We start from the raw sequence: 25,030 nt of genomic DNA on the forward strand, positions 1-25,030 counted from the left end.
TACCCCTAAATCAAAGTATGAACATCAATACTGGCTAGACCCCCATCGTTGAAGGCTTTAGCTAGATCATCCTTACTATCTCCATTAAAATCACCACTTAGCCATTGCTGAGTATCCCAAAATCCACCTTGACCAGTTCCCCATTTCTGGGGGAGGAAGCCACTGCCGCTAGACAGGTGAACATCAATACTGGCTAGTAGACCCTTATCATTGAAGGCTTTAGCCAAATCATCCTTGCCATCTCCATTAAAATCACCACTTAGCCATTGTTGAGTATCCCAAAATCCACCTTGAGCAGTGCCCCATCTCTGGGGGAGGAAGTCACTGCCGCTAGACAGGTGAACATCAATACTGGCCAAACCTCCATTGTTGAAGGCTTTAGCTAAATCATCTTTGCCATCTCCATTAAAATCGCCGACTAGCCATTGTTGAGTATCCCAAAATCCACCTTGACTAGTCCCCCATCTCTGAGGGAGGAAGCTACTGCCGCTAGACAGGTGAACATCAATACTAGCTAGACCCCCATCGTTGAAGGCTTTAGCTAAATCATCCTTGCCATCTCCATTAAAGTCGCCGACTAGCCATTGTTGAGTATCCCAAAATCCACCTTCACCAGTTCCCCATCTCTGGGGGAGGAAGTCACTGCCGCTAGACAGGTGAACATCAATACTGGCTAGACCTCCATCGTTAAAGACTTTAGCTAAATCATCCTTGCCATCTCCATCAAAATCACCACTTAGCCATTGTTGAGTATCCCAAAATCCACCTTGAGCAGTGCCCCATCTTTGGGGGAGGAAGTCACTGCCGCTAGACAGGTGAACATCAATACTGGCTAGACCCCCATCATTGAAGGCTTTAGCCAAATCATCCTTGCCATCTCCATTAAAATCACCACTTAGCCATTGTTGAGTATCCCAAAATCCACCTTGACCAGTCCCCCATCTCTTTGCACCGAGCAAGTCTCGAGTTCCATAAATGTCTCGTATGCCATTAATATCGTCTTGAAAAAGGAAAGCAGTTCCAAGTCCCGAATAGCGACCGCCATAGTCAGGATTCATAATTGCTGTTTGAGCCGATTCATGCCTGAGGCCTAGGGCGTGACCAAGCTCATGGACTGTGACTTCCAGAAGGTCGTCAAAGCCATCAGAAGAGCTTGCCTTCCAAGTTTCGCTACTATCAAAATGTATGTCACCTGCCAAATCGTCTGTCGTTGAGTAGGGAAGATAAGTATAAGCTAAGACGTTACCACTATCATCACCATTACCATCAATATATTCAGTCCCAAAGCGGATTTGAGCATAACTTCCTGCACTGTAGGAAGAGTCGGAGAAAGCAGGGTCACTATCAGGAACTTCTACAAAATTTAGGGGGGCATATTTCGACCACAGTCCTACTGCCTCTGTTATGATTGCTGTAATTTCTGCGTTGCTAAGACCGCCAAAGAGATTACCATTGAGTAGGTTACTATAGCTATAAGTAATGGTCACTGGGGTATTTTTACCTTCAGGTTGTGACCATTTGAAGCTACTGTTGAAAAAAAATTCTGGTTGAGTGATTGTCTCTCCTGGGGGGTAGATAGGAGCAGGATTTTTTTCGGGAAAAAAATTAAAAGGTTCTTGGAATTTGTCAATTGACTTTGCATCAATTGTTATTGGGGTAGCAAAGGTTTTGCTTTCGGTTTTCGTTACCTGCTGACTTTTTAAATTCCATAGTTGGAGATATTCATTTGAACTGTCAGTAACAATTAAATGATCAGGTGAACTAGTAGATATCTCCGAATTAATAATATTATGTATAAAAATAATATCATAATCATCGTAGTTTTCTAGTACTGGTTCAAGAGTAATATTTGCTTTTTTATGACTATCCATTGTTTTTCTCCGAATTACTTTTGATTTGAACAACCTTAAGTGTTATTCCTATGTAATGAATATTAAAATAACATGAGTTCGACAGAACTAAAAAATTGCAGGAAATAGTGCTAACAAATCTTTTGGGTAGATGTCAATGGAAGGTTTTTTAAGCAAATAAGTATCAGCACGATTACCAGCCATCAAGTTAACTAAAAAGTTCAATCTACTACGATGGCGAAAGTGTTCCTACAAAAAGGGGATTTGTATCAAAAATATTCATGTTTTACTCCTTTGGTTAAGGGAATGGTTGTTACTACAGTTGTAAATGGTTGTAATAAACTGTCAAGAACTGCTTATACTCTTCAAAAAAATGAGAGTTTTCCGAAAACTTAACAAAAGTTAATTGAAGATACTATTAGCGAAATATTAATGAGTAAAAATTTTTTTTTACTACTTGCTATTATGGATAAAATAAAAGGAATACATCAGAATTTATAGAAAAGTTCAGCTATCTGACAATACCTCTGCCAATTTACGAGGGTTCAACGCCAGCAGAAACGGGATGAATACGACCATCAGTAGTAAGAGCTTGGCAAAAATCTGGGTTAATAAAATAGGCTTAGGGATTTCGGGAAGCATTTTTAACATTTCATGAACATATCGAAAACCACTCTAAGTAAGCCTTAAGATCAATAATGCTGGAGTCGTGATGTGTTGACAGAAATCAGCGAAGAAAATGGTTAAAATAATAATTTTCTTTCTGCTCATTGGGTTGATTCTCGCTGGGATTTTATTCAATCCAATTTTAGTTAAAAGGCGAAGAAATCGGCTCAAACATCGTCCTTTTCCACCACTTTGGAGTGCCATTGTTGAGAATAGTTTTCCCATTTATCCCTGTCTTTATCCTGATGAAATCAGACGACTTCAAGGACATATTCAAGTATTCTTAGCAGAAAAGCAATTTATAGGCTGTAGAGGATTACAGGTGACAGAGGAAATGAAACTGACTCTTGCTGCTGTCGCCTGTTTACTTCTATTAAATGAACGTGAGCAGTACTTCCCTAGACTTCGTTCAATTCTGGTGTATCCTAACGCTTATTTTGTTCAGGAAACAACTTCCATCGGAAAATATGTTGTTGAGGAAAGGCGTGTAGCAAGACTAGGTGAATCGTGGACAAATGACCAAGTAGTACTATCTTGGGAACAAGTGAAACAAGATATTAATAACTGGAGGGATGGACGTAATGTTGTGCTTCATGAATTTGCCCATCAGTTAGATCAAGAAGATGGTAAAGCTGAAGGAGTTCCGATACTGCAACGCAATTCAGACTATGCTATTTGGGCGAAGGTGATGACACAAGCATATCAGCAACTTTGTAATGATGTTTTACAAGGTGTAAATACGGTAATGGATAGCTATGGCACAACGAATCCCGCAGAGTTTTTTGCCGTAGCGACTGAGACATTCTTTGAGAAACCGCAGCAATTGTTATCCGAATATCCGGCACTTTATGAGCAACTACAACGTTACTATCAATTAGATCCTGTGCAATGGGTGTGAACCAATTAAAGTAAAAAGTCAAAGATAATCTCCATAAATACAGTAAATTCCAAGTTAGTGAGGTACAGTCCTACTGTAATTTTCAACTAAGAGGTTTTCATCGCTATAATCTTTAAAGCTACTGCTTCAGGGACAGGCATCACTGATAAACGATTTCCTTGTTTCACCAACATTAACTCTTCGGCGCTAAACTCTTCTTTGAGTATTGATAGCAAGATGGGGTTAGAAAAAGTCTCAACAAATTCCACTACAACTGTTTGCCACCGAGGGAATTCAAGACTTGATTTCGGGTCGTAGTATTTACTTTCTGGTTCAAACTGGGTCGGGTCAGCAATATCTTTTTTCACTACACGCATTAACCCAGCAATATTGGGAGGATTAGTGCTGGAGTGATAGAAAAAAGCTAAGTCTCCTTCATCCATAAGACGCAAAAAGTTACGAGCTTGATAATTGCGAACGCCGTCCCAAATAGTCTGTTTCTGCTGTTGAAGGTCAGTAATACTATAGGCTTCTGGCTCTGATTTCATTAGCCAATAATTCATCTACAGAAATTATGTATATACAAAAGTATTTTAATTTTGAGCAGGTAAGTTCGTAATAAGAACTGAAGTGCTTATCTTCTAAGCACTAAAGTGCCTATTACAAGCTCTCTTGCACTAGCTTAGACATTGTACTCGTGAATATTTGACTTAACTGCGGTAAGCTATAACGGCATAAAACGGATCTCCTCCAGCTGCACCCAACCACTGTAATAAATTCGGTAATGTTGATTTATGAGCTATAACTTCTGGGGTTGTAAATCCTGGAACTGAGGCAAAATACTCTTTGACTAATTGAACTCGCTGTGCTTCTGAAGCTTCTCGCCAAGCTTGAATCGCCTTTTCAAAAAACATCCGGTTAGAAAAGCTGATAATTGCGACACCACCGGGTTTTAGGATGCGGTAAATTTCGGAAAATACTGCTTCTGGATATTGCACATATTGCACAGATACGCAATTTAGAACAGCATCAAAATCTTCATCTGGTAAAGGTAGTTGCGGATTTTCGTTAAGATTTTGCACAAAGTAATGATTTAAGCGGGAATTTCGTGCTAATTCCTCAGCGTTGAGTCCGTGTCCTTCCACATGGTCAAACTGCATCTCTTCTGGGAGATGAGACACCCAACTGCTCATAATATCAAAAATGCGGGTGTTGGGTTTGAGGCGATCGCAGTATAAATCTGTTAGCTGTTGAATAAATCCTTCATCCACATGGGTAACGAAGCGGGGATAGGCATAGAACAGCTTATCGTCTGTATCGTCTAATTTCAGGCGTTGATTCGGTCTTAACTGCATAAATCTCTGTTTTGGAGTACTTTTTTGGAAAATTGCGGCAATTTCAAATATTTTTCAAAAAACACTATGTAACATATTTTAATAACAATAGGACACTAAACGAGTCTAAATAGCAGTATTCAATTTTATCAATTCAATGTTCCATAAACTAAACTTCTGGCAGCATATTTTGCGAAAAATCCGCCTGGTAGAATCGTTACCCTATTTAAGTTTATTCCTTTGGATGCTACCTTTATTATTATTTACTTCTGGGCACAATAGCCTGATGGCACATGATGAAGCCCTTTACGCTTCGCGTGCCCGTCTGATGTTTGATTCTGGTAATTGGATAACTCCTTGGGAAACGGCACATCATAAAACACCTGGGTCTTATTGGTTAATCGCCAGTTTCTACAAGTTGTTTGGTATCAGTGATACTAGTGCGCGTCTTCCTAGTATGATTACTAGCATTTTTAGTTTATGGCTGGTGTATGAAATTGGCAAAATTATGCTAGGCAAAAAATTAGCTTGGCTGGCTACTGCAATTTTAAGTGGGGAATTTCTCTGGCTACAATACTCTCGCTTAAGTACGCCTGATGTACCGATGATTTTCTTGGTACTTTTAGCTATTTTGTCTTTAATCAAAATAGAATTACATCCTAAATATCACTCTTATTGGAGTTTTCTAGCTGGTTTAAGTTTAGGTTTAGGCTTTTTAGTCAGAAGCTTTATGATTTTTTTACCAATTATCGCTTTATTACCTTACTTAATTTGGGAACATCACCGTCATCGTCATCTTACTAATCCAATTTTATATCTAGGCTTTTTCGTAGGTTTAATACCAACCTGCATTTGGCTGTGGTTAAGCTGGCTGCACTATGGAAATCAGAGTTTTGAGGAGTTGCTTAAGTTTGTTGTGCAGCTAGGTTCTGAGGATCGGGAGCATAATGGGCCGCTATTCTATGTATGGAATATTCCTTTAAAAGCATTTCCTTGGCCTTTTTTCGGACTTTTAGGTTTGTTTTTAACTCTCCGTCGTCCCATTCCTCTTTACCAGTTAATATTAGTTGGTTTTCCACTTGTTTTATTTGTAGAACTGAGTATTTTTAGCACTCGTTTACCTCACTATAGTCTTTGCCTTTATCCGTTTATAGCTTTGTTGGCATCTGTGGGTTTAAGCTGGTTAGGCAATATTTACCAGACAGGAATTCACCCACAATTTCCTCTTCAAAAAGATAAAAAAAATATATTGAACTTTTTTGTAAGGAATAATCTTTCTCGAAACCTCAGTTATGGCTTTGGTGGATTGGGTGCTTTTCTTGTAATAGCTAGTACTGTTATCATTAGTTACGGTGGTTCTGATATCCGCAAGTATGCAACTATTACCTTAGCTATGGGGTTTGGTTGGTTAATTTTACCTGTAGTGTGGATTAGTCGTTACCATTTTGGCAAGAAGTTTCTTACAGCTCGTTACTGGATTGCAGGATGGCTAATTACCTGTTGGCTGACTTTGGCGACGATGGGTAGCATCGGTTTGTTAAGTGACTATAATCCTGTTTTAAGAACTTTTTTACAACAAAGTGCGATCGCTTCAATTATCCAATCTCATCCTATCTACCTTGTGCAAATAGACCAGAAAATCCAAGTACTGCTTAATTTCTATCTTCCTATTCGTCCCCAAACAGTAGTTTCTATTTCCGAAGTACCAGCTTTAAGCTATGCTTTGATCTATACTGACCAGTCCCCGAAATTATCTCGGCCTCACCACGTTATTGGTACAGTAAAAAAGTACCAGTTAATTCAAGTTCTTCCCTAAGACAGATGCAAAGTAAGTGTTATTGAAGAATATTAATTTATATATAATAGTACGTATACTAAGTATTTTCTTCAATGATTTCTACATCTAATCACTCCCCACCTTTAGAGTCGTGGCAGCAAAATCTTGCACCATACAATTTGGGTTACAGAATCAAATTAGTCTCACAACTGCTGAGTCGCAAGTTTACTGAGAAGCTAGAACCCTTTGGACTTACGCCATTTCACTGGTTAGTGTTGTGCTGTCTTTGGCAAGAAGATGGTTTACCTACTTCTAGTATTGGTGACAAACTCAAACAAGTGGGAGGGACTTTAACAGGCGTACTAGATCGGATGGAAGAACGCGGCTTAGTGCGTCGAGAACGCGATGTCCACGATCGCCGCATCTGGCGAATCTGGTTAACGGATGCAGGTAAGCAACTAGAAGCTGTCTTACCGCCTATTGCGGCAACAGTGCGTGATGAAGCAATGGACGGTATTTCCTTCGCTGACCGAGAACTGTTTTCCCAAATCTTGAACCGGGCGATCGCTAATCTCTCCTAAAGATGATTTTATAATCACCCGACCGGGGGAGGCAGTGTAAATATAGGTTTTGAGATAATATTACGCATACTAAGGAAATAAAATTTTTTCAAAAAAAACTACGCATTCTAAATAAACGACTATCAATCAAATTATTGAACGAGCAAACGAGGTAAGAATCATGGGTGCTAATACCTTGAACGGACGCAACGGACACAAGACTATAATTTTAGAAAAAGAAGTGATTCCTGATTTAGAGACTTTAGAAACTGCTACTACACAGACAGAAAAATCCGCAACAGCAGAAGCACTTGTTATAAATCCTGAGACAGAAAAATCCGCAACAGCAGAAGCACCTGTTATAAATCCTGAGACAGAAAAAGAAGTTCCAGCGAAACCGAAGCGCAAAAGACCGACTGGTTTAATTTTGGCAGGATTAGGTGTCGGTGCGATCGCCGCAGGTGCTTTTGGTTTTCACTACTGGCAATACGCCTCGACTCACCAGGAAACAGATAACGCCACCGTTGCGGGAAACATTCACCAAGTTAGTAGCCGCATTCCTGGAACTATAAATGAAGTGCTAGTGAATGATAACCAACTGGTGCAACCGGGACAATTGTTAGTGAAGTTAGATCCACGAGACTATCAAAGTAAGGTGCAACAAGCACAAGCAGCCCTAGAAAATGCTCGTGGACAGGCGCAAGCCGCCCAAGCAAATATTGCTTTGAGTTCACAAACCACCACTGGTAAGACAGCTCAAGCGCAAGGAGATGTCAGTGGTGCAGTAGCAGCAATTTCTACAGCCCAAGCAGCAGTACAAGAAGCCCAAGCTGGGATTCCTGCATCCCTTGCAACAGTACAAGAAGCCCAAGCTGGAATTCCCGCCGCCCAAGCGCAAGTAGCGCAAACAAACGCGAATTTAGAAAAAGCCCAAGCAGATTACAATCGTTACAACGAATTGTATAGAACAGGTGCGATTCCTCGTCAGCAACTAGACACAGCCAAGGCTGCTTATGATGTAGCCAAAGCACAGAAAAATGCGGCAATTCAAGGAGTACAACAAGCCCAAGCTCAGTTAGCCTCCGCTAAAGTTGGTGTCGCCAAAGCTCAGTCTCAGTTAGCACAAGCGCAAGAAAATGTCACTAACGCCCAAGCTAAATTGGCAGCCTCTAAGGGAGGATTGCAACAAGCTACCGCAGGCGGACAAGATACCACGGTTAAACGTAGCCAATACGAAGCCGCAAAAGCAGCGATCGCCCAATCAGAAGCATCGCTCAAAGACGCACAATTGCAACTATCTTATGTCAATGTTACTGCCCCTAGTGCTGGACGAGTCGGGAGGAAAAACGTCGAAATTGGCAACCGAGTGCAATCGGGAACACCATTAATGGCGATCGTGGATAACAACTATTGGGTAGTTGCAAACTTCAAAGAAACTCAATTAGAAAAGATGCATCCAGGCGAACCAGTAGAAATCAAGCTGGATACTTTTCCTCATCACAACTTTGTTGGCCGTATTGACAGTATTTCGCCAGCTTCCGGCGCGCAGTTTGCCTTATTACCACCGGATAATGCTACAGGTAACTTTACTAAAATTGTCCAACGCATTCCTGTTAAAATAATTTTCGACCAAAAGAGCATTCAAGGATATGAATCACGGATTACTCCTGGGATGTCTGCGGAAGTTGCGGTAGAAGTAAAGTAATACCAAATCAGCTTCAAACAGATGAAAAACCTCTTTCTACTTATGACATTCTCATACATCTAAAGAGAGGCGTATAGAGATGAGGTGAGATGATATCTATGAAAGCAGATTGGTATGAAACAAGCCTGACATGAAAAAATCGCTACTACCTGCTTTAAGGTCAAGAAACTACCAACTGTTTTTTGCTGGACAAGGTATTTCCCTAATTGGGACATGGATGACGCAACTTGCTACAATTTGGCTAGTTTATGACTTGACAAAATCTCCATTAATGCTGGGAGTTGTGGGATTTTCAAGTCAAATTCCTAACTTTTTTTTAGCTCCTTTTGCCGGAGTATTTGTAGATCGTTTTTCTCGATATCGTACCTTAATTGGTACGCAAATCTTGGCGATGATTCAATCGTTAACATTAGCAGTGCTGGCGCTGACTGGTGTAATTGAGGTATGGCAGATCATCGCCTTGAGTTTGTTTCAAGGATTTATTAATGCCTTAGATGCGCCAGCCCGTCAAGCTTTTGTGCCAGAATTGGTTGAACACAGAGGAGATTTAGCTAATGCGATCGCTATCAACTCCACGATGGTTAATGGTGCGCGACTAATTGGCCCTGCGATCGGTGGTTTATTAATTGCTGGCATTGGAGCTGGCTATTGTTTTTTAATTGATGGTTTAAGCTACGTTGCTGTAATCGCCGCTTTATTGGCAATGAAAGTTAAACCTTGGAAAAACTTGGTAACTGAGGGTAATCCCTTACAAAAAATCAAAGAGGGATTTGTATATGCCTTTAGTTTCTCACCGATTCGCTCTGTCTTATTACTATCAGCTTTAGTCAGTTTTATGGGACTGCAAAATACTATTCTCGTCCCAGTTATTGCCGAACAAGTTCTCAAGGGTGGTGCAGAAAGTTTAGGTTTTTTGATGGCCGCATCTGGAGTTGGAGCCTTAACTGGTGGTATTTATCTAGCTACGCGCCAAACAATCTTAGGAATTGGGAAATTGATTGCTTTAGCTCCAGCAATTTTAGGAATCGGTTTAATCGGCTTTTCTTTGTCTCGATTTTTACCACTTTCTTTATTTACAATGTTATTTGTTGGCTTAGGGACAATTCTCCAGATTGCTGCTAGCAATACATTTTTACAAACCATTGTCGAAGACGATAAACGCGGGCGATTGATGAGCTTATATACAATGTCATTTTTGGGGATGATTCCCGTGGGTAATTTATTAGGAGGTTTTTTAGCAAGTCATATTGGCGCTCCTAACACTTTAATGATTGATGGCATGGCTTGTATTTTAGGGTCAATTATTTTTAGCAGACAGTTACCGGCTTTAAGGAAAATAATGCGTCCAATTTATGAGCAAAAGGGAATTATTACGACTCAAGAAGTTTAAGATAAATAATTGCAGTAAAATTTAGATTTATGGGCATTATATAGCAATTGTTTGTTAATTTTGAGCGTAGCTGATTCAAGCTCACGTTGAGGCAAAGAATATATTGGTATAAAGTTTAAAATAACATTTTTTGCTACTTAATCTTGAAAATGGAACAAAGTTATGGCTAATACAGGTGTAATTCGTCAACAAGGGCAAAATCCTGCTTTACCACCAGAGCGTGTACCGCTAAAAACCTGGATTGGTGTATTAGCTAGTATGCTTGGTGCATTTATGGCGGTATTAGATATTCAAATAACTAATGCTTCGCTGCAAGATATTCAAGCAAGTTTAGGAGCAACTCTCGAAGAAGGTTCTTGGATTTCTACGGCGTATCTCGTTGCAGAAATTGTGGTAATTCCTCTAACAGGATGGTTGTCACGAGTATTTTCTCTGCAACGTTATTTATTAGTCAATACTGCACTATTTATCTTCTTTTCTATTTGCTGTGGTTGGGCGTGGGATCTTAATTCCATGATTTTCTTTCGCGCCTTACAAGGTTTTAGCGGCGGAGTATTAATTCCTACAGCTATGACAATTGTCTTAACAACTTTACCTCAATCAAAACAATCAGTTGGGTTAGCAGCATTTGGGTTTAGTGCAGTTTTTGCACCATCAATTGGCCCAACATTAGGAGGTTGGTTAACCGAAAATTTTGGTTGGGAATACAACTTTTATATAAATGTAATTCCAGGAGCATTAATGCTAGCTGGTGTTTGGTACGGAATTAAGCCAGAAAAACCCCAAATTAATTTACTGAAACAAGGTGACTGGTGGGGAATTATTGCAATGGCTATTGGCTTAGGTTCCCTGCAAATTGTTTTAGAAGAAGGTAGCCGTAAAGATTGGTTTGGTTCAGCGTTAATTGTGCGATTAAGTATAGTAGCAGTAATTTTTTTGGCGGTATTTTTCTTTATAGAATTAACTCGTAAACAACCATTTATTAATTTACGGCTTGTACTTAAGCGCAACTTTGGTTTAGCCAGTATTGTCAATGTGTCGTTGGGAGTAGGATTATATGGTTCCATTTATATTTTACCGTTGTATCTCGCTCAAATTCAAAAATACAATGCTCTGCAAATTGGTGAAGTATTAATTTGGGCTGGTATTCCCCAACTATTTATTATTCCCCTCATACCAAAATTGATGCAACGTATTGATGTGCGTTTCATGGTAGCTTTTGGTGTGGCTTTGTTTTCCATCAGTGCATTTATGAACTCTGGAATGACTAATGAAACAGGATTAGATCAATTACGTTGGTCGCAATTTGTGCGTGCAATGGGACAACCCCTAATTATGGTGCCGCTTAGTTCTATCGCTACTGGTGGATTGAGTCCGAAAGAAGCAGGTTCGGCAAGTGGTTTATTTAATATGATGCGGAATCTGGGCGGTTCTATCGGAATTGCTTCATTAGCGACTTTATTAGCAAATAGAGAGCAATTTCACTCGAATAGATTGGGTGATGGAGTATCTTTATATAATCCAGAAACTCAACAGCGAATTGATCAAATGACACAGTATTTTATTAGTCGCGGAGCAGATTTAAGTACCGCACAAAATCAGGCGATCGCATCTATATCCAACATCGTCCGTCGGGAAGCATTTGTGATGGCTTTTAATGATTGTTTCTACTTTATTGGCATTGCTTTGTTAGTTAGTGGAATTGCCATTTTATTCCTCAAAAAGGTGAAGCCAACTGGTGGCGCTGTCGCCCATTAGATTTGTTGTATAAGTTAAAATGTTTGATAAAACTACTAAGATACTAAAATGGTCATTAGCCAAAGTGAGTACTATATCTCCCCAGAAGAATATTTAGAAGGCGAGAAAGTAAGTGAAATAAAACACGAGTATATTGATGGGCAAGTCTACGCAATGGCACGAGCAAGTGATGCTCATGTCACGGTTAGCCTGAATGTATCTATGTTGTTACGAAACCATCTCCGGGGTAGTGGTTGCCGTGTCTATATGTTAGACATGAAAGCACAAATTGATGTCATAAATCGCTATTTTTATCCTGATGTAATGGTGACTTGTGATATACGAGATAAACAATTTGAATATTTTAAGTGCTATCCTTGCTTAATTATCGAAGTGCTTTCCGAGTCAACCGAAGGCTATGACAGAGGAAAGAAATTTGCTAGTTATCGACACTTAGAATCACTACAAGAATATGTGCTAATTTCACCAGACAGAATGAGTGTCGAATGCTTCCGCCGCAATCAAGAAGGACATTGGGTCCTTTACCCTTATGAAAAAGAAGAAGTATATTTAGCTAGCGTTGATTTTCGTTGTGCGATCGCAGAAATATATGAAGATGTAATATTGATAGATGAGAATCTTTCCTAATCTAACATTTCTGGGTCAATTCCTAAAGCGTTGAGTTGTTCAGCAGAGAGCGATCGCAATTTCTCTACAATTCTCTCCCGTTTTTGTCGCTCAATCACAGCACGTTCCTCACCTGTTAACAATAAATTTCCTTGTGCATCCCACCATCGCAGCCAAGGTAAATCTGCATTTTGATAAAATCCTTGCCAGATTCCTAACTCTACACCCATAGGAGCAATTGGGTAATGTCCTTGTTCATTGGGTTGCATCAGTTGATAAGTATTATCGACTAGGTGATACACTTCAATCTGTGCTTTTGCTACTTCATAAATCCCATAATAAGGGACTCGAATTGCTTGCTCATAAACCCAAAATTTACCAACATTTCCACCTTCACCTTGAGATGGCAGTGTATTATCTCGTTCTTCTGAACCGTCTCCAGAGACAAATTCAATCACAATCAAGGGTGCAACATACTCCTTCCACAGCACATAAGAACGCCGCGTTTTACCTTCAAGGGTCGGTGGTACATTGGGTACATAAAACCAGTCTGGTGCTTCAGCCCCTTTCTCAGGAGGATCTGTCAATCGCCAGTAGATACCTAAATCTTGCCCAATACAATATTGACTATCAGGATGAAGTTCCTCTAAGACAAGTTTAATCGAGTCAGTAAGTAAGATACTTTGGGGATGCTCTTGCCAGTTTTTCACAAATGTACCATCTGAGTCTGGTAACTGGGTGTGGTCAGGTAAAGTTAATGCCGATAAGGAAGTCATAGGCACAACCAAGATTATATTTGTATTTTGTTTATTATCCGTTGAGTTATTCTGTTGTTACTTTGCCTTTGATGTCAGGTTGGTCCTATTTTATAAGTTATTAAGCGTGCATTAAGGTCAACAATTATCGTTCCTCCACGATTTTTCTCTATCTGTCGCCAGACATCATAGCCCATCAGAATCGCCTTTTCCCAATCACCCAACGAACATTGAGAAACTTCTAAATGGGATGTCATATTTTTGATAGTTTTCAATAGTTGGTAATCTAATGTTGAAACGCCTTCTAAGAAATCATGATCTTTAGCATAGCTAAATACGAGTGCTGATATACCTTCCTCAATAGCTACTGCACGACCGCCGTCTTCAACTTCATCAATACTAAAATTACTTTTGCGCTTACGTTTAAGTATACTACGAGTGACAACTGACCAACCTAAGACTGCGGCATAGGAAAAATGGAAAACATCATGAAAGCGGTAGCCATCACTTATATATGAATTATCGGTGAGGTCATTTCCAATTTGTTGTTTGTTGATAAATGCCTTCATTTTGATTGAGTTATCTTTGCTTATCTCCGTAATTTCTACTTTAAACTTTCGTGGTAAAGTTTCATGTTCAGGAAAGTCATTATCAAATATGTAGGTTGTGGCTTTATCATTTATCTGTGCTGAATCTCTCCATCCCCAACGAGCATGGCACTTTCTTAGATTATCTTCCGAAATTTCTTCCAAATTAAGGTTAAACTTGCTTGCCAAGTTGGAAATATACCAAAGCATATCTCCCAATTCTTCTGCAATACCTTCTTTAAATAGTTTGTGTGCATCACCGTCACGTAAATGTTTTTTATACTCAGTCATCAATGAGCCAACTTCACCAACTAAACCTAATAGCGGTATGATTAGTTCAGTACCTTCGACAGCAGGAATTTGATCTGTATTCAGTGCTTGCGTTTGATACTCTGAAAAATTCATAATGCAATTCCTCCAATCTCAAAGTTGCTGATTACTAAAATTTTCACAGAGATAAAATAAAAATCTGATAATAAATAGAAAGAATGACTATTGTATTTTTTAATTTGGCTATGTTTGTATAGACTAATTAGGAAAAAGTATTGGTTTTGTACTATCTTTAACATATAGCGGGTGGCGTGGAAATTTTTTCTTTGTTAGTCCTAATGGATATTCCTTCTTTGTTAGTTCTAGGCAGTAAAGAGTTTTTTGACCAGAAATTATACTTAGTACCTCTGTTTCACGGTCACGCTTTTTTTGGAGATAATCATTCGCACCCCATGCCACAATAATTAAGTGAGCGCGCTTTGTTGCTGATTGAATATAAGAGTTATTCTCTAGCCCAACAGGGTCATCTACTTGGGGTTGGGTAAGTTGATTGGGATTTGTAGCAATATAAGCAAATAAATTAACCACTTCTAGAGAACCATAATCCCAATAGTGAGCAAACTTAATGCATTTATTGAGAGTAGGATCATATTGATTCTCGTCAGCCTTGCTTGGGTTAAGCATTACAAAAGTAACTTGCGGCAAAGTTGTATCCCATCTACACCATAGTGAGTAGCGATACTTTCTACTAATATCGTCGTCAAATTTGACATTTCTTTCCATGTCTATATATTTTTTTATTACCATATCTTTGTACTCGGAAGTACTGTTTATTTATAAATAGTAGGAAAGATTAAAATAGGCATAACTGATGAGGCTTTTCTCCCTCAAAGCTTTGCAAGAATTTTGATTTTTTACTCTGAGTTTTAGGCTGATATTTTTTATTATTTTTTAAGACATTATCTGAGATTTCAGTTGTTGCTTTTACCAGAGAATCTAAATTTAAAGATAATTGCTGACAGTTACTATTTAATTGCGAATTAGCAATATTTAACTGTGGCAATCTCTGTACTAAAGTTTCTTTAACTTTCTCATTAATACGCCATTTTGGTGGATAAAAATAATCAATTGGCTGAGGCGTTAACGTAAATTTTGATTTTATCTTTTTACGATTACTTTTCAAATCAGGAAATGCTCCTCGGCAGTATTTATCAGTTTCACAAAAAAGATTTTGACAGTCTATAGCCTGTAGTGGACGACCCCAGAGTGATTGAAAATTTAACCCTAAGCGTTGAAACTCTTTCTCTTGGTTTTCAGTCATCCAATGAATGACATCAGTATATGTTTTACCATGTGTATCAATGAAACACTTATCAATACCACGTTCGGCTCCTGGGCCTGCTATAGTAAAACTGTTTTCGTCAAAGTTTATAATTTCACTATAATTAATATCTGTCGCTAATTGGTAAGCCATAAACTTACCTAACAATGGATATTCTTGAAGAATCTGAAAAACGTCTTCAAGTTTTTTGGCTTCGACTATGCGATTATCTACTCTATCTTGGATAACCATTTTATCAATTAATGCCAAATGATTCTGGTGCTTTTTATCATAACCAAACTCTTTACTGGCACAAGACATATATGCACTAGTGTAAATAACATATCCAAGATTCATAGCCTCTTGTAATATATCTGAATATACATTTGAGTCGAAATTAGACAGTGTAATATAATCTCCTATTTTATTTTCTAAGTATTCCCATGTTTCTATTTTATTAAAAAATTTAAATAGGAGAATCCGTAAAACTACTTCTTCTTGATTTTTGCTCCTATTTTCATCGTAAATTACGTTTTTTATCAAATATTGTGAAACGCGATCGCTTGCTCGATATGCATTACAAAATTTATAAGTATTAATTATTGGATCGCTTGTCCACGGTGGTGATAGGTTGTTAATTTTGTTGAAAAATACTTCTTGGCGCATAGTGGCAAATCGCCAATAAGTATCAAAAATTTCTTGTCTTACTTGCATACACGGTTCTCTTGATTTATCTTCATCAGTTTCAAATTATGATGATTATGCGACAACTGCCGCATAATCATCATACCCGATCGCATTTCTGCCAAAGCGTCCTTAAAGCCGATCGCAGCAACTCTTTTTAATTTTTATCCACTGAATAATATGATTTTCAGGAAACATTAGGCTCATCAGCAGTTTTGATTTCTTTTAAAAGTCGTTCTACTTGGTTAACTTTTTCACCTCTATTCTGTTCTTTAAAAATATTTAAAGCTTTTTCTAAAGAAGATAGTGCCTCATCTTTTTTATTTGTTTGCCACAATGCTATTGCAAAATTAGTCAGCCCTTCGCCATAATTAGGATTAATTTCCAGAGCTTTTTTATATTCAGTAATAGCTTCTTGCCAGCGACTTTGGCTAGCGTAAACTATACCAATCGCATTGTAAGCTAGAGCGTATTTTGGTCTGAGGCGAATGGCTTCTCGATAGGAGCTAATTGCATCTTCTGATTTCTTTTGCCGAAAAAGCACATTTCCCAGTTGAAAGCGTCCGAAGGCATCGTCTGGGAATTTTTTAATTAACTTGCGTAAATTTTCCTCTGCACCTGTTAAGTCTCCCTGATTAAATGAAGCATTGGCTTGTTGCATCATCTGCGATCGCTCTGGTGCTTCTGTACCTGAAGCTTGTGCTATTTTTTGTGGTTGTCTCTGTGCAGACTGTTCTGGCGAATGTAAAGAAACTTGTCCAGTAACCGCTAACACTAATGGTGATATCCCCATTACGCTGATAATACTCAGCATCATGCAGCTAATAGGTTGAACAAATGCTGATTTGGATTTGCACTTCACCTTCATCGCCCTGAATGCCTCAATAATGTTCTAATCTTTATAATAAATTGCCTTGCGTTAGGGCGTAACGTATCACAAGACAAAGGGTAAGGGTCGCATACATATATGTGCGCCCTTACTAAGCTGATTTGGAATTATTTACGCGCCTTCCCGCAACTTATCCAACACACTCCGATCTTCTAAGGTTGAAGTATCACCAGATACCTCTTCTCCAGCAGCTAGATTCCGCAGCAAGCGCCGCATAATCTTACCCGATCGCGTTTTGGGCAAAGCGTCTGTAAAGCGAATTTCTCCCGGACGCGCGATCGCACCAATTTCTTTGACAACGTGCAGCTTGAGTTCTTTACTCAATTCCTCACTTCCTTGATAAGTGCCTTCTAAAGTCACAAAAGCAACTACTTCTTCACCCTTAAGTTCATCGGGTTTACCCACTACCGCCGCTTCTGCAACTGCTGGATGGGAAACTAAGGCTGATTCTACTTCCATTGTACCGAGTCGATGTCCTGATACATTCAGTACATCATCCACACGACCCATTACCCAGAAATAGCCGTCTTCATCTTGCCTAGCGCCATCACCAGCAAAGTAAGTATACTTACCATCCTTGGGTGGAATATATTCCCAGTAGGTGCGGCGGAAGCGTTCTGGATCGCCATAGACTGTCCGCATCATTCCTGGCCACGGATGGCGCACTGCTAAATAACCGCCTTCTTTATTGGGTACAGAGTTTCCTTCTAAATCCACGACATCTGCAATAATTCCAGGGAAGGGAAGAGTTGCGGAACCGGGTTTGGTGGAAATTGCACCTGGTAGTGGTGTAATCATGATACCGCCAGTTTCCGTTTGCCACCAAGTATCCACAATTGGACAACGTTCCCCACCAATTACTTTGTGATACCACATCCAAGCTTCCGGGTTAATCGGTTCGCCAACGGTTCCCAACAAACGCAATGAAGACAGGTTTCGCGCCTTGGGATGTTGTTCGCCCATCTTAATAAATGATCGAATAGCCGTAGGTGCGGTATAAAAAATATTAACACCGTATTTTTCAATCACATCCCAGAAACAGCCAGGATTAGAAGTACGGGGCGCACCTTCATACATCACTGTGGTTGCACCGTTAGAAAGGGGGCCGTAGACAATGTAGCTGTGTCCAGTAATCCAACCAACATCAGCAGTACACCAATATACATCTGTGTCTTGGATGTCAAAGATCCACTTGGTGGTAATATGGGTATACAAATTATAACCAGCAGTTGTATGCACTACGCCCTTCGGTTTGCCCGTGCTGCCAGAAGTGTAGAGGACAAATAGCATATCTTCGCTGTCCATTGGTTCGGCGGGACAATCTGCTGACACACCTTTTTGTAACTCGTGCCACCAATGATCGCGTCCCCCCAACTGCATATAAGTTTCTTGTCCGGTGCGCTTGACAACTAGGACATTTTCTACACTGGGAACAGCGCCATCAGCTAAAGCTTTGTCTACCTGTTCCTTGAGAGGAACGATCGCATCTTTGCGCCAACCACCATCAGCCGTGATTACCAATTTAGCTTGAGCATCAATTAAGCGATCGCGCAAAGCTTCGGCACTAAAACCACCAAATACTACACTGTGGGGTGCGCCAATTCGGGCACAGGCTAACATCGCGATCGCAGCTTCGGGAATCATCGGCATATAAATACCAACGCGATCGCCTTTTTGTACACCCAGTTGCTTCAATACATTGGCGAATTGGCAAACTTCTCGGTGCAGTTGGGCATAAGTCAGGGTACGCGAATCACCTGGTTCTCCTTCCCAAATCAATGCTGCTTTATTTTTGCGCCAGGTAGTGAGATGTCTGTCAAGACAGTTGTATGAAATATTAATTTTACCACCAACGAACCATTTCGCAAAAGGTGGTTGCCAGTCTAGTACTGTGTCCCATTTTTGGAACCATTCTAATTCTGTTGTCGCCAAATCTGCCCAAAATTGCTGCGGATCGGCTTTAGCTTTATCGTAGATACGCTGATAATCATCCAGGCTTTTGATATGGGCGTTCTGTGAGAATTCTGAGGCTGGATGAAATAGCCGCTTCTCTTGTAGGATTGATTCTATAGTTGGTTGAGACATGGTTACATTTACAAACGCTATTATTACTAAAAACTATTCTTAGCTTAGTTGTGCTAGACGCTGTTTAGATTTTCGTTAAGCTAGGTAAAAATTGCCGAGTTATTTAGTTTACATTGATTTTTATCTACCAAAAGCAAGCGATCAAGAAATGTATTGAGGTTAGATTACAGCCTATATACTGCGAATGTTGGAAAATATAAGTAGTCTTGACAAACAACGCCTGAAATTATGACGCTTACCGTCGAAGCTAGCAGCCTATCTCTCAACGATGTTCATCGCTTTATCAAACTGGAAAAGCTTTCATCTGCTTCATTCACAGACTTCTTAACTCTAGAACCACTCTCTGAGTTTGAACAGCAGGATTTATTAAAAATCAGAAACGACTTTGATCGCTATTTAAGCGCTAGGAAAATTTCTGAAGGTTTAGTTAAATTCCTAACGCTTGCACCACTAATGCGGTTAGCTGGATTTTACGATGTGCCAATTCGGTTGACAATGGAAGATAGCATTGCGATCGCAGTTGAAGATGAAGACAGAAGAATTACCGGGCGGATGGATATTTTAGCAATCAACAGTTCTCAAAGCAATATTGCACCGCCATTTTTGGTTCTAGTAATTGAAACGAAAAATAGTGCGGTTGAAGTGGGTGAGGGTTTGCCTCAGTTACTCACTTATGCTTTGAAAAGTTTAGAGCAACAACCATCAGTTTGGGGTTTGGCAACTAACGGACTGCGTGATCAATTTATTTATTTAAAACATAACGAGCAGCTAACTTATCAGTTAATGCCATTATTAAATCTGAATGAATCTCCAGATGCAATTGAGTTATTGCAAGTTTTCAAAGCCATTTGTAAGTTACCGAATTTTCAGTAAAATGAACGTATAATCGCGGAGCGATCGCTGATGTCTGAACCTGCTACCCTAGAAATCATTTCTGATAATATTTCAGAAGACGAAGTTATTTTTCCTCCTGGCGATATACTGAGTGACGAACCACCATTGGAAAGTGACCTGCACCGTGACCAAATCGATTTGCTGATTCGCATACTAAAATTATGGTGGCGAGAACGGCAAGATTTTTATGCTTCTGGCAATTTGACGATTTACTACAGTCCTAACCAGAAAAAATCAGAATATTTTCGTGGCCCAGACTTTTTTGTAGTTTTGGGAACCGAGAAAAAAGACCGTAAGAGTTGGGTAGTTTGGCAAGAAGATGGCAAATATCCGAATGTGATTGTGGAAATTTTGTCAAGTTCAACGACAGCAGTTGATAAAGGTTTAAAAAAACAAGTTTACCAAGATACCTTCCGTACACCAGATTATTTTTGGTTTGACTCTGTAACAATGAAGCTTCAGGGATTTCATCTAGTTGATGGTAAGTATCAAGAAATTCAAAACACTACTGATGGACGTTTGTGGAGTCAGCAGTTAGAACTTTATTTAGGAGTATATGAAGGTAAATTAAGATTCTTTACTACTGAAAATCAATTAATACTATCATCAGAAGAATTGGTTGAACAAGAACGTTTACGTGCCGAACAGGCAGAAGAACGTGTCGAACGAGCAGAGCAAGAAATTGCTCGACTGCGGGAGGTTTTACGTATACAGGGCATCGAACTAGAGAATATTTGATTACATCAGGAAGTGAACTAAATACATTTTCAAGTTAAAATCTAGTTATCAATGTGTAAAAAAAGCGTAATCTTCTGAAAGTAGGGCATAGATTGCAAGCACAAGAAATTAAGGATAAGCTAAAGTCCCTTATCGAGCAAGCCTCCTCGATAGATCGTAATTTAGCGAGAAGGTTAGATGAAATCAATCGTTGGGTAAAAGACATCAAGCCAGGTTCCCTGACTGCAAAACCTTTTGTCACAGCCTTTTTACTAGAGGTAATTACAGATTCGACAATTTGGCTGATAATCAAATCTTTACCTTCAGAAGAAGAACAAAAAGCAAAGTTCGAGTTGATGACACCGATTGAGAGATATTGGTATGGTTATCTATTTCCCAGATGGTTTAATGCAAGTGACTCCAAATTTTATATTTGGAAGCAAAAATTGATGTCAGGTGAATTTAATCAGGTAGATGATGATATCATTAAATCAATAGCCCAAGATATTGTTCAGCGAGAAGGTAGTTTTTGGCAGCGTTATATAGCCGACCTTTCTATGGCAACAGATTTAATTGTTAGTCGTAACAATCAACCACTGTGTATTCAAATTACTAGTGTTTCTGAAGAACTTAATCACCAAAAGTACGAAGCTTGGCAAAATACACTGCGATCGTGGGAAATCGAGAGAGGATTGTTCTTGAGTTACAATCCCAAGGATACTAATTTTGTTAACCAGTTAGTCAACGTGGCCCTGTATAACAGTGATTACCTTTCTGGTGGTAAATATTTAAAATTTTCGTAACTTTTCAGGAATTTGATATTTCAGATTTGTGTCTAGCCTATATACTTACGTGTCAATTACAGCTTTTATGATTAATAAAAGAGAAATTCACAGCAACAATCAAGTAGATACATTTGCTGAGGCTTTAGCGACGGCGCGACAAATGCAGCAGAACTGGCTAACTTATGGAGTTGATTTTGTCAATATTTACGTTGAAGATATAGAGGGGGACTGGCTAGAAACCTGGGGACATGATGAAATATTAGGTAATTTTCAGTTAGATACTATTAAAGAATTTCTGGTAAGTAATGATAATATAGCTGTGAAAGTAAGAGAGTCTTTAAAAGAGCGATCGCTATTTGATTTTGCAGTAAACTTAGAAGAATCTTGGAGAACTTCTGAAGTAGATGAAAGGCTATCGGTTGTAAAAAATTTGCTAGCTGGTGGTGACATTATTGATACAGATGATATCAGGTTAGTAGATTTAGCAAATAGTCTGTTGGTAAAGTTAGAAGATATTTTGTGAAATTTTGAATGACAGCAGATTTTAGGTGAATTGAATATAATGTTTTGGGCTTTAACCACAAACCAAAACTAGTATAGGTTGGGTTGAGGAACAAAACCCAACATTTTCGGGCTTTGTTGCGTTTCACTTAGTCCACTCATAAGTGTAAATATTGAAGCATTTGTTGTAAACATTCAAATGTTTCTTATCAATGTTGAAGCAATTGTGACTAACATTGAGGCATTCATAAGAAACGTTTAAACATTTGTGGCAAACATTTAAATGTTGCTTATCAATGTTAAAGCAGTTGTGAGTAATGTTAAAAGTTTTTCCTTAAAGCGTACATTCATCAGAGAAACTAGATTAGCCTCTATCTGTCTGGAATCTAAACATCTGTTATTGTATCCATCAGTGAAGATGTTGCTGGATAAGGTAGGATAATTTGGAACCAATCACAGCTAGTGCGATCGCAACCCTCGCTTTTACCAAAGCATTTGAAAAAACCGTTGAGAAATTCACTGAAGCAGCCCTTGTAAAAATGGACGAGCTGCGAAAAAAGATTTGGGGTAAGTTACGGGGAAATCGGAAAGCAGAAACTGCCCTCATTGCTGCCGAAAAAGGCTCGAAACCAGATTTAGACAGGGTTGCTGCTTACTTACAGGTAATTTTACACGAAGAGCCGGAGTTTGCCAAAGAAGTAGAAACACTGGCTGGTGAAATTGAGGCTGGTAAGATAGTAGACAAAAGCAATATGACCCAAGTCAACCAAGACAATGCCAAAGGATGGCAAACTAAGGTTGAGGGTGGAACAGCTTATGTCGGCGAGATTAACATTCATCATGCACCGCCCAATTCTTGAATTAAGCCATCATGAACCAAAGCAACCAAGATAATGCTAAGGGCTGGCAAACTCAGGTTGAGGGTGGAACAGCTTGTGTCGGCGATATTAGTATCCACAATTATCCTACTGGGCAGTTATACTCATCTCCTCCAAATAATATTCCTTATCGAGGTGTCGCCAACTTTGTCGGGCGGGATGAGAAACTTGTAGAACTACATAAAAAGTTGCTGCAAAATGACAACGCGGCAATTTTGGCTGTGGCTGCTATGGGAGGAATGGGTAAAACTGAACTGGCGACACAATATGCACACCGCTACAAAGTCAATTATCCTGGTGGACTTTGCTGGTTAGATGCCAGAAAACCAGATTTAGCAGCAGAGATTGTGGAGTTTGCTCAGTTTTACATGAAACTGGAAGTACCGCAAACCTTATTAACTTCCCAGGAACAAGCAAAATGGTGCTGGCATAATTGGCAACCACAAACAGGACTAGTCTTGGTAGTATTGGACAATGTTGACGATGTAACTAACTGGGAAAATTCTCGCCAAGTACTGCCAACAGATAACCGCTTCTGTATATTGATGACAACTCGGTTGCGAAATCTTGGTTCAACAGTTCAACAGATAACTTTGGATGAACTCTCACCAAACGATGCTTTGAAATTGTTGACAGATTTGTTGGGTGAGAATGATAGGCGGGTGCAACGGGAACCACAAACGGCAGCAAATTTATGTAAATGGCTGGGATATCTGCCTTTAGGTTTGCAATTAGTCGGCGCGTATTTGGCAGAAGATCCAAATTTGTCTTTAGCAGAGATTTTACAGCGATTACCAGCCCAGCAAAAATCTCAATTGGAAGCAGTATTTGAATTAAGTTGGCAACAGCTCGATTATATGACACAGTATGTCGGTGAGTTGTTGAGTTTATTTGCCCCAGATATTATTCCTTGGCAATTGGTTGAATCTGTCAGTCAGCAGCTAAATTGGGCAAAGGCAGATGTTGACGAAGCGAGAAAGCAACTTTATCAGCGCCATTTAATTCAAAGTGTAGCAGAAGGAGAAAGTTGTTATAAAATTCATCCTTTAATTAGAGAATTTTTACAGGGGAAATTAGTAGAGTTAAACACAGCCGATGACCTGAAAAAAGCCTTTGCCGCAGCATTAGTAGAAATTGCTCAAAAAATTCCTGAATCTCTCACCCTTGAGGATATCAAGTCAGTGCAACTGGCAATTCCCCACTTGACTGAGGTGGCACAAAATCTGATTGATGCTGTGGAGGATAAAAATTTAGCTTGGGTTTTCACTAGCTTGGGCAAATTCTATCAAGGACAGGGTTTGTATACCCTTGCAGCAGCTTGGTATGAGCAAGGATTATCAACAGTGCAAACCCGTTTGGGAGAAGCACATCCCCATGTTGCCACCAGCCTGATCTGGCTGGCAAGTCTCTACGAATCTCAAGGACGCTACGACCAAGCCGAACCCCTGTCTCTGCAAGCTTTAGAACTTTATAAACGCCTGCTGGGAGATGCACATCCTGATGTTGCCAGCACCCTGAACTTGCTGGCATTACTCTACTATTCTCAAGGACGTTACGACCAAGCCGAACTCCTGTATCTGCAAGCTTTAGAACTGAGAAAACACCTGCTGGGAGATGCACATCTGATGTTGCCACCAGCCTGAACAACCTGGCATTAATCTACAAATCTCAAGGACGCTACAACCAAGCTAAACCCCTGTATCTCCAAGCTTTAGAACTTTATAAATGCCTGCTGGGAGAAGTACATCCCCTTGTTGCCAACAGCCTGAACAACTTAGCAAGTCTTTACGAGTCTCAAGGAAGCTACGACCAAGCTGAACTCCTGTATCTGCAAGCTTTAGAACTGAGAAAACACCTGCTGGGAGATGCACATGTTGATGTTGCCACCAGCTTGAACAACCTGGCAAATCTCTACTGTTCTCAAGGACGCTACGACCAAGCCGAACCCCTATTTTTGCAAGCTTTAAAACTTTGTAAACGCTTGCTGGGAGAAGTACATCCCGATGCTGCCACCAGCCTGAACAATCTGGCAAATCTCTACTATTCTCAAGGACGCTACGACCAAGCCGAACCCCTGTTTCTGCAAGCTTTAGAAGTTTTTCAGCAGGTGTTTGGGGTAAATCATCCCAAGACAGTTACTG

21 protein-coding genes and 3 pseudogenes are annotated in these 25,030 nt (G+C 39.6%); 13 read left to right on the forward strand and 11 right to left on the reverse strand.

Going from position 1 to position 25,030, the window contains the following annotated elements; genetic code table 11:
- Nucleotides 1–5 precede the first annotated feature (5 nt).
- The 3 genes and pseudogenes from V7K79_RS23420 to V7K79_RS23425 form a co-directional block, all read right to left on the reverse strand.
- Entirely contained in the window at nucleotides 6–1,871 is a 1,866-nt protein-coding gene (locus V7K79_RS23420; protein WP_335050911.1) for a matrixin family metalloprotease, read from the reverse strand.
- Between the two features lie 87 nt (nucleotides 1,872–1,958).
- Nucleotides 1,959–2,099, reverse strand: a pseudogene (locus tag V7K79_RS30075) (IS982 family transposase); the annotation flags it as partial.
- Between the two features lie 286 nt (nucleotides 2,100–2,385).
- Nucleotides 2,386–2,577 (reverse strand): annotated as a pseudogene (locus V7K79_RS23425) (IS4 family transposase); the annotation flags it as partial.
- 12 nt (nucleotides 2,578–2,589) lie between these two features.
- Here V7K79_RS23425 and V7K79_RS23430 point away from each other — a divergent pair.
- Nucleotides 2,590–3,414, forward strand: coding sequence for a zinc-dependent peptidase (locus V7K79_RS23430; protein WP_335050913.1), 825 nt, complete (start codon nucleotides 2,590–2,592; stop codon nucleotides 3,412–3,414).
- Nucleotides 3,415–3,500: 86 nt separating this feature from the next.
- Here V7K79_RS23430 and V7K79_RS23435 read toward each other — a convergent pair whose 3' ends face one another.
- Both V7K79_RS23435 and V7K79_RS23440 read right to left on the reverse strand, forming a co-directional pair.
- Entirely contained in the window at nucleotides 3,501–3,956 is a 456-nt protein-coding gene (locus V7K79_RS23435; RefSeq protein ID WP_335050915.1) for an EVE domain-containing protein, read from the reverse strand.
- Between the two features lie 147 nt (nucleotides 3,957–4,103).
- On the reverse strand, nucleotides 4,104–4,748 hold the full coding sequence (locus tag V7K79_RS23440) for a class I SAM-dependent methyltransferase (protein WP_335050917.1): 645 nt from the start codon (nucleotides 4,746–4,748) through the stop codon (nucleotides 4,104–4,106).
- Between the two features lie 136 nt (nucleotides 4,749–4,884).
- On the opposite strand from V7K79_RS23440, the gene V7K79_RS23445 reads away from it, so the two are divergent.
- The 6 genes from V7K79_RS23445 (at nucleotide 4,885) to V7K79_RS23470 (ending at nucleotide 12,544) form a co-directional block, all read left to right on the forward strand.
- Nucleotides 4,885–6,543, forward strand: coding sequence for an ArnT family glycosyltransferase (locus V7K79_RS23445; protein WP_335050918.1), 1,659 nt, complete (start codon nucleotides 4,885–4,887; stop codon nucleotides 6,541–6,543).
- A gap of 74 nt (nucleotides 6,544–6,617) precedes the next feature.
- Entirely contained in the window at nucleotides 6,618–7,085 is a 468-nt protein-coding gene (locus V7K79_RS23450) for a MarR family winged helix-turn-helix transcriptional regulator (protein ID WP_335050920.1), read from the forward strand.
- 160 nt (nucleotides 7,086–7,245) lie between these two features.
- On the forward strand, nucleotides 7,246–8,769 hold the full coding sequence (locus tag V7K79_RS23455; RefSeq protein WP_335050922.1) for an HlyD family secretion protein: 1,524 nt from the start codon (nucleotides 7,246–7,248) through the stop codon (nucleotides 8,767–8,769).
- Between the two features lie 130 nt (nucleotides 8,770–8,899).
- Entirely contained in the window at nucleotides 8,900–10,159 is a 1,260-nt protein-coding gene (locus V7K79_RS23460; protein WP_335050924.1) for an MFS transporter, read from the forward strand.
- A 162-nt stretch (nucleotides 10,160–10,321) separates the two neighbouring features.
- On the forward strand, nucleotides 10,322–11,917 hold the full coding sequence (locus V7K79_RS23465; RefSeq protein WP_335050926.1) for a DHA2 family efflux MFS transporter permease subunit: 1,596 nt from the start codon (nucleotides 10,322–10,324) through the stop codon (nucleotides 11,915–11,917).
- Between the two features lie 48 nt (nucleotides 11,918–11,965).
- Nucleotides 11,966–12,544 (forward strand): Uma2 family endonuclease, encoded by a 579-nt coding sequence (locus tag V7K79_RS23470; RefSeq protein WP_335050928.1) that lies wholly within the window; start codon nucleotides 11,966–11,968, stop codon nucleotides 12,542–12,544.
- Here the strand turns inward: V7K79_RS23470 and V7K79_RS23475 are convergent.
- The 6 genes from V7K79_RS23475 to acs form a co-directional block, all read right to left on the reverse strand.
- On the reverse strand, nucleotides 12,541–13,299 hold the full coding sequence (locus V7K79_RS23475) for a Uma2 family endonuclease (protein WP_335050930.1): 759 nt from the start codon (nucleotides 13,297–13,299) through the stop codon (nucleotides 12,541–12,543). The genes V7K79_RS23470 and V7K79_RS23475 overlap by 4 nt on opposite strands.
- A gap of 74 nt (nucleotides 13,300–13,373) precedes the next feature.
- A complete protein-coding gene (locus V7K79_RS23480) occupies nucleotides 13,374–14,270 on the reverse strand; it encodes a nucleoside triphosphate pyrophosphohydrolase family protein (protein ID WP_335050932.1) in 897 nt (298 codons plus the stop codon).
- A gap of 123 nt (nucleotides 14,271–14,393) precedes the next feature.
- Nucleotides 14,394–14,942 (reverse strand): DUF1643 domain-containing protein, encoded by a 549-nt coding sequence (locus V7K79_RS23485; RefSeq protein WP_335050933.1) that lies wholly within the window; start codon nucleotides 14,940–14,942, stop codon nucleotides 14,394–14,396.
- Nucleotides 14,943–14,988: 46 nt separating this feature from the next.
- Nucleotides 14,989–16,170, reverse strand: a complete 1,182-nt coding sequence (locus tag V7K79_RS23490) for a nucleotide kinase domain-containing protein (RefSeq protein ID WP_335050935.1) — start codon at nucleotides 16,168–16,170, stop codon at nucleotides 14,989–14,991.
- A gap of 157 nt (nucleotides 16,171–16,327) precedes the next feature.
- Nucleotides 16,328–17,008 carry a tetratricopeptide repeat protein gene (locus V7K79_RS23495; RefSeq protein ID WP_335050936.1) on the reverse strand — a complete coding sequence of 227 codons (681 nt, stop codon included), beginning with the start codon at nucleotides 17,006–17,008 and terminating at the stop codon, nucleotides 16,328–16,330.
- 132 nt (nucleotides 17,009–17,140) lie between these two features.
- The gene (acs, locus tag V7K79_RS23500; RefSeq protein WP_335050938.1) at nucleotides 17,141–19,114 is read right to left on the reverse strand and encodes an acetate--CoA ligase; all 1,974 of its coding nucleotides are present in this window, start codon (nucleotides 19,112–19,114) and stop codon (nucleotides 17,141–17,143) included.
- Between the two features lie 228 nt (nucleotides 19,115–19,342).
- On the opposite strand from acs, the gene V7K79_RS23505 reads away from it, so the two are divergent.
- The 6 genes and pseudogenes from V7K79_RS23505 to V7K79_RS23530 all read left to right on the forward strand — a co-directional run.
- Entirely contained in the window at nucleotides 19,343–19,987 is a 645-nt protein-coding gene (locus V7K79_RS23505) for a restriction endonuclease subunit R (RefSeq protein WP_335050940.1), read from the forward strand.
- Between the two features lie 30 nt (nucleotides 19,988–20,017).
- On the forward strand, nucleotides 20,018–20,746 hold the full coding sequence (locus V7K79_RS23510; RefSeq protein ID WP_335050942.1) for a Uma2 family endonuclease: 729 nt from the start codon (nucleotides 20,018–20,020) through the stop codon (nucleotides 20,744–20,746).
- Nucleotides 20,747–20,838: 92 nt separating this feature from the next.
- Nucleotides 20,839–21,528: a hypothetical protein gene (locus V7K79_RS23515; protein ID WP_335050944.1), complete on the forward strand. Its 690-nt coding sequence runs from the start codon at nucleotides 20,839–20,841 to the stop codon at nucleotides 21,526–21,528.
- 67 nt (nucleotides 21,529–21,595) lie between these two features.
- A complete protein-coding gene (locus V7K79_RS23520; protein WP_335050946.1) occupies nucleotides 21,596–22,033 on the forward strand; it encodes a hypothetical protein in 438 nt (145 codons plus the stop codon).
- 421 nt (nucleotides 22,034–22,454) lie between these two features.
- Nucleotides 22,455–22,871 (forward strand): hypothetical protein, encoded by a 417-nt coding sequence (locus V7K79_RS23525; protein ID WP_335050948.1) that lies wholly within the window; start codon nucleotides 22,455–22,457, stop codon nucleotides 22,869–22,871.
- Between the two features lie 140 nt (nucleotides 22,872–23,011).
- Nucleotides 23,012–25,030 (forward strand): annotated as a pseudogene (locus tag V7K79_RS23530) (tetratricopeptide repeat protein); the annotation flags it as partial.

Source organism: Nostoc sp. (genome assembly GCF_036917575.1).
Lineage (GTDB): Bacteria > Cyanobacteriota > Cyanobacteriia > Cyanobacteriales > Nostocaceae > Nostoc.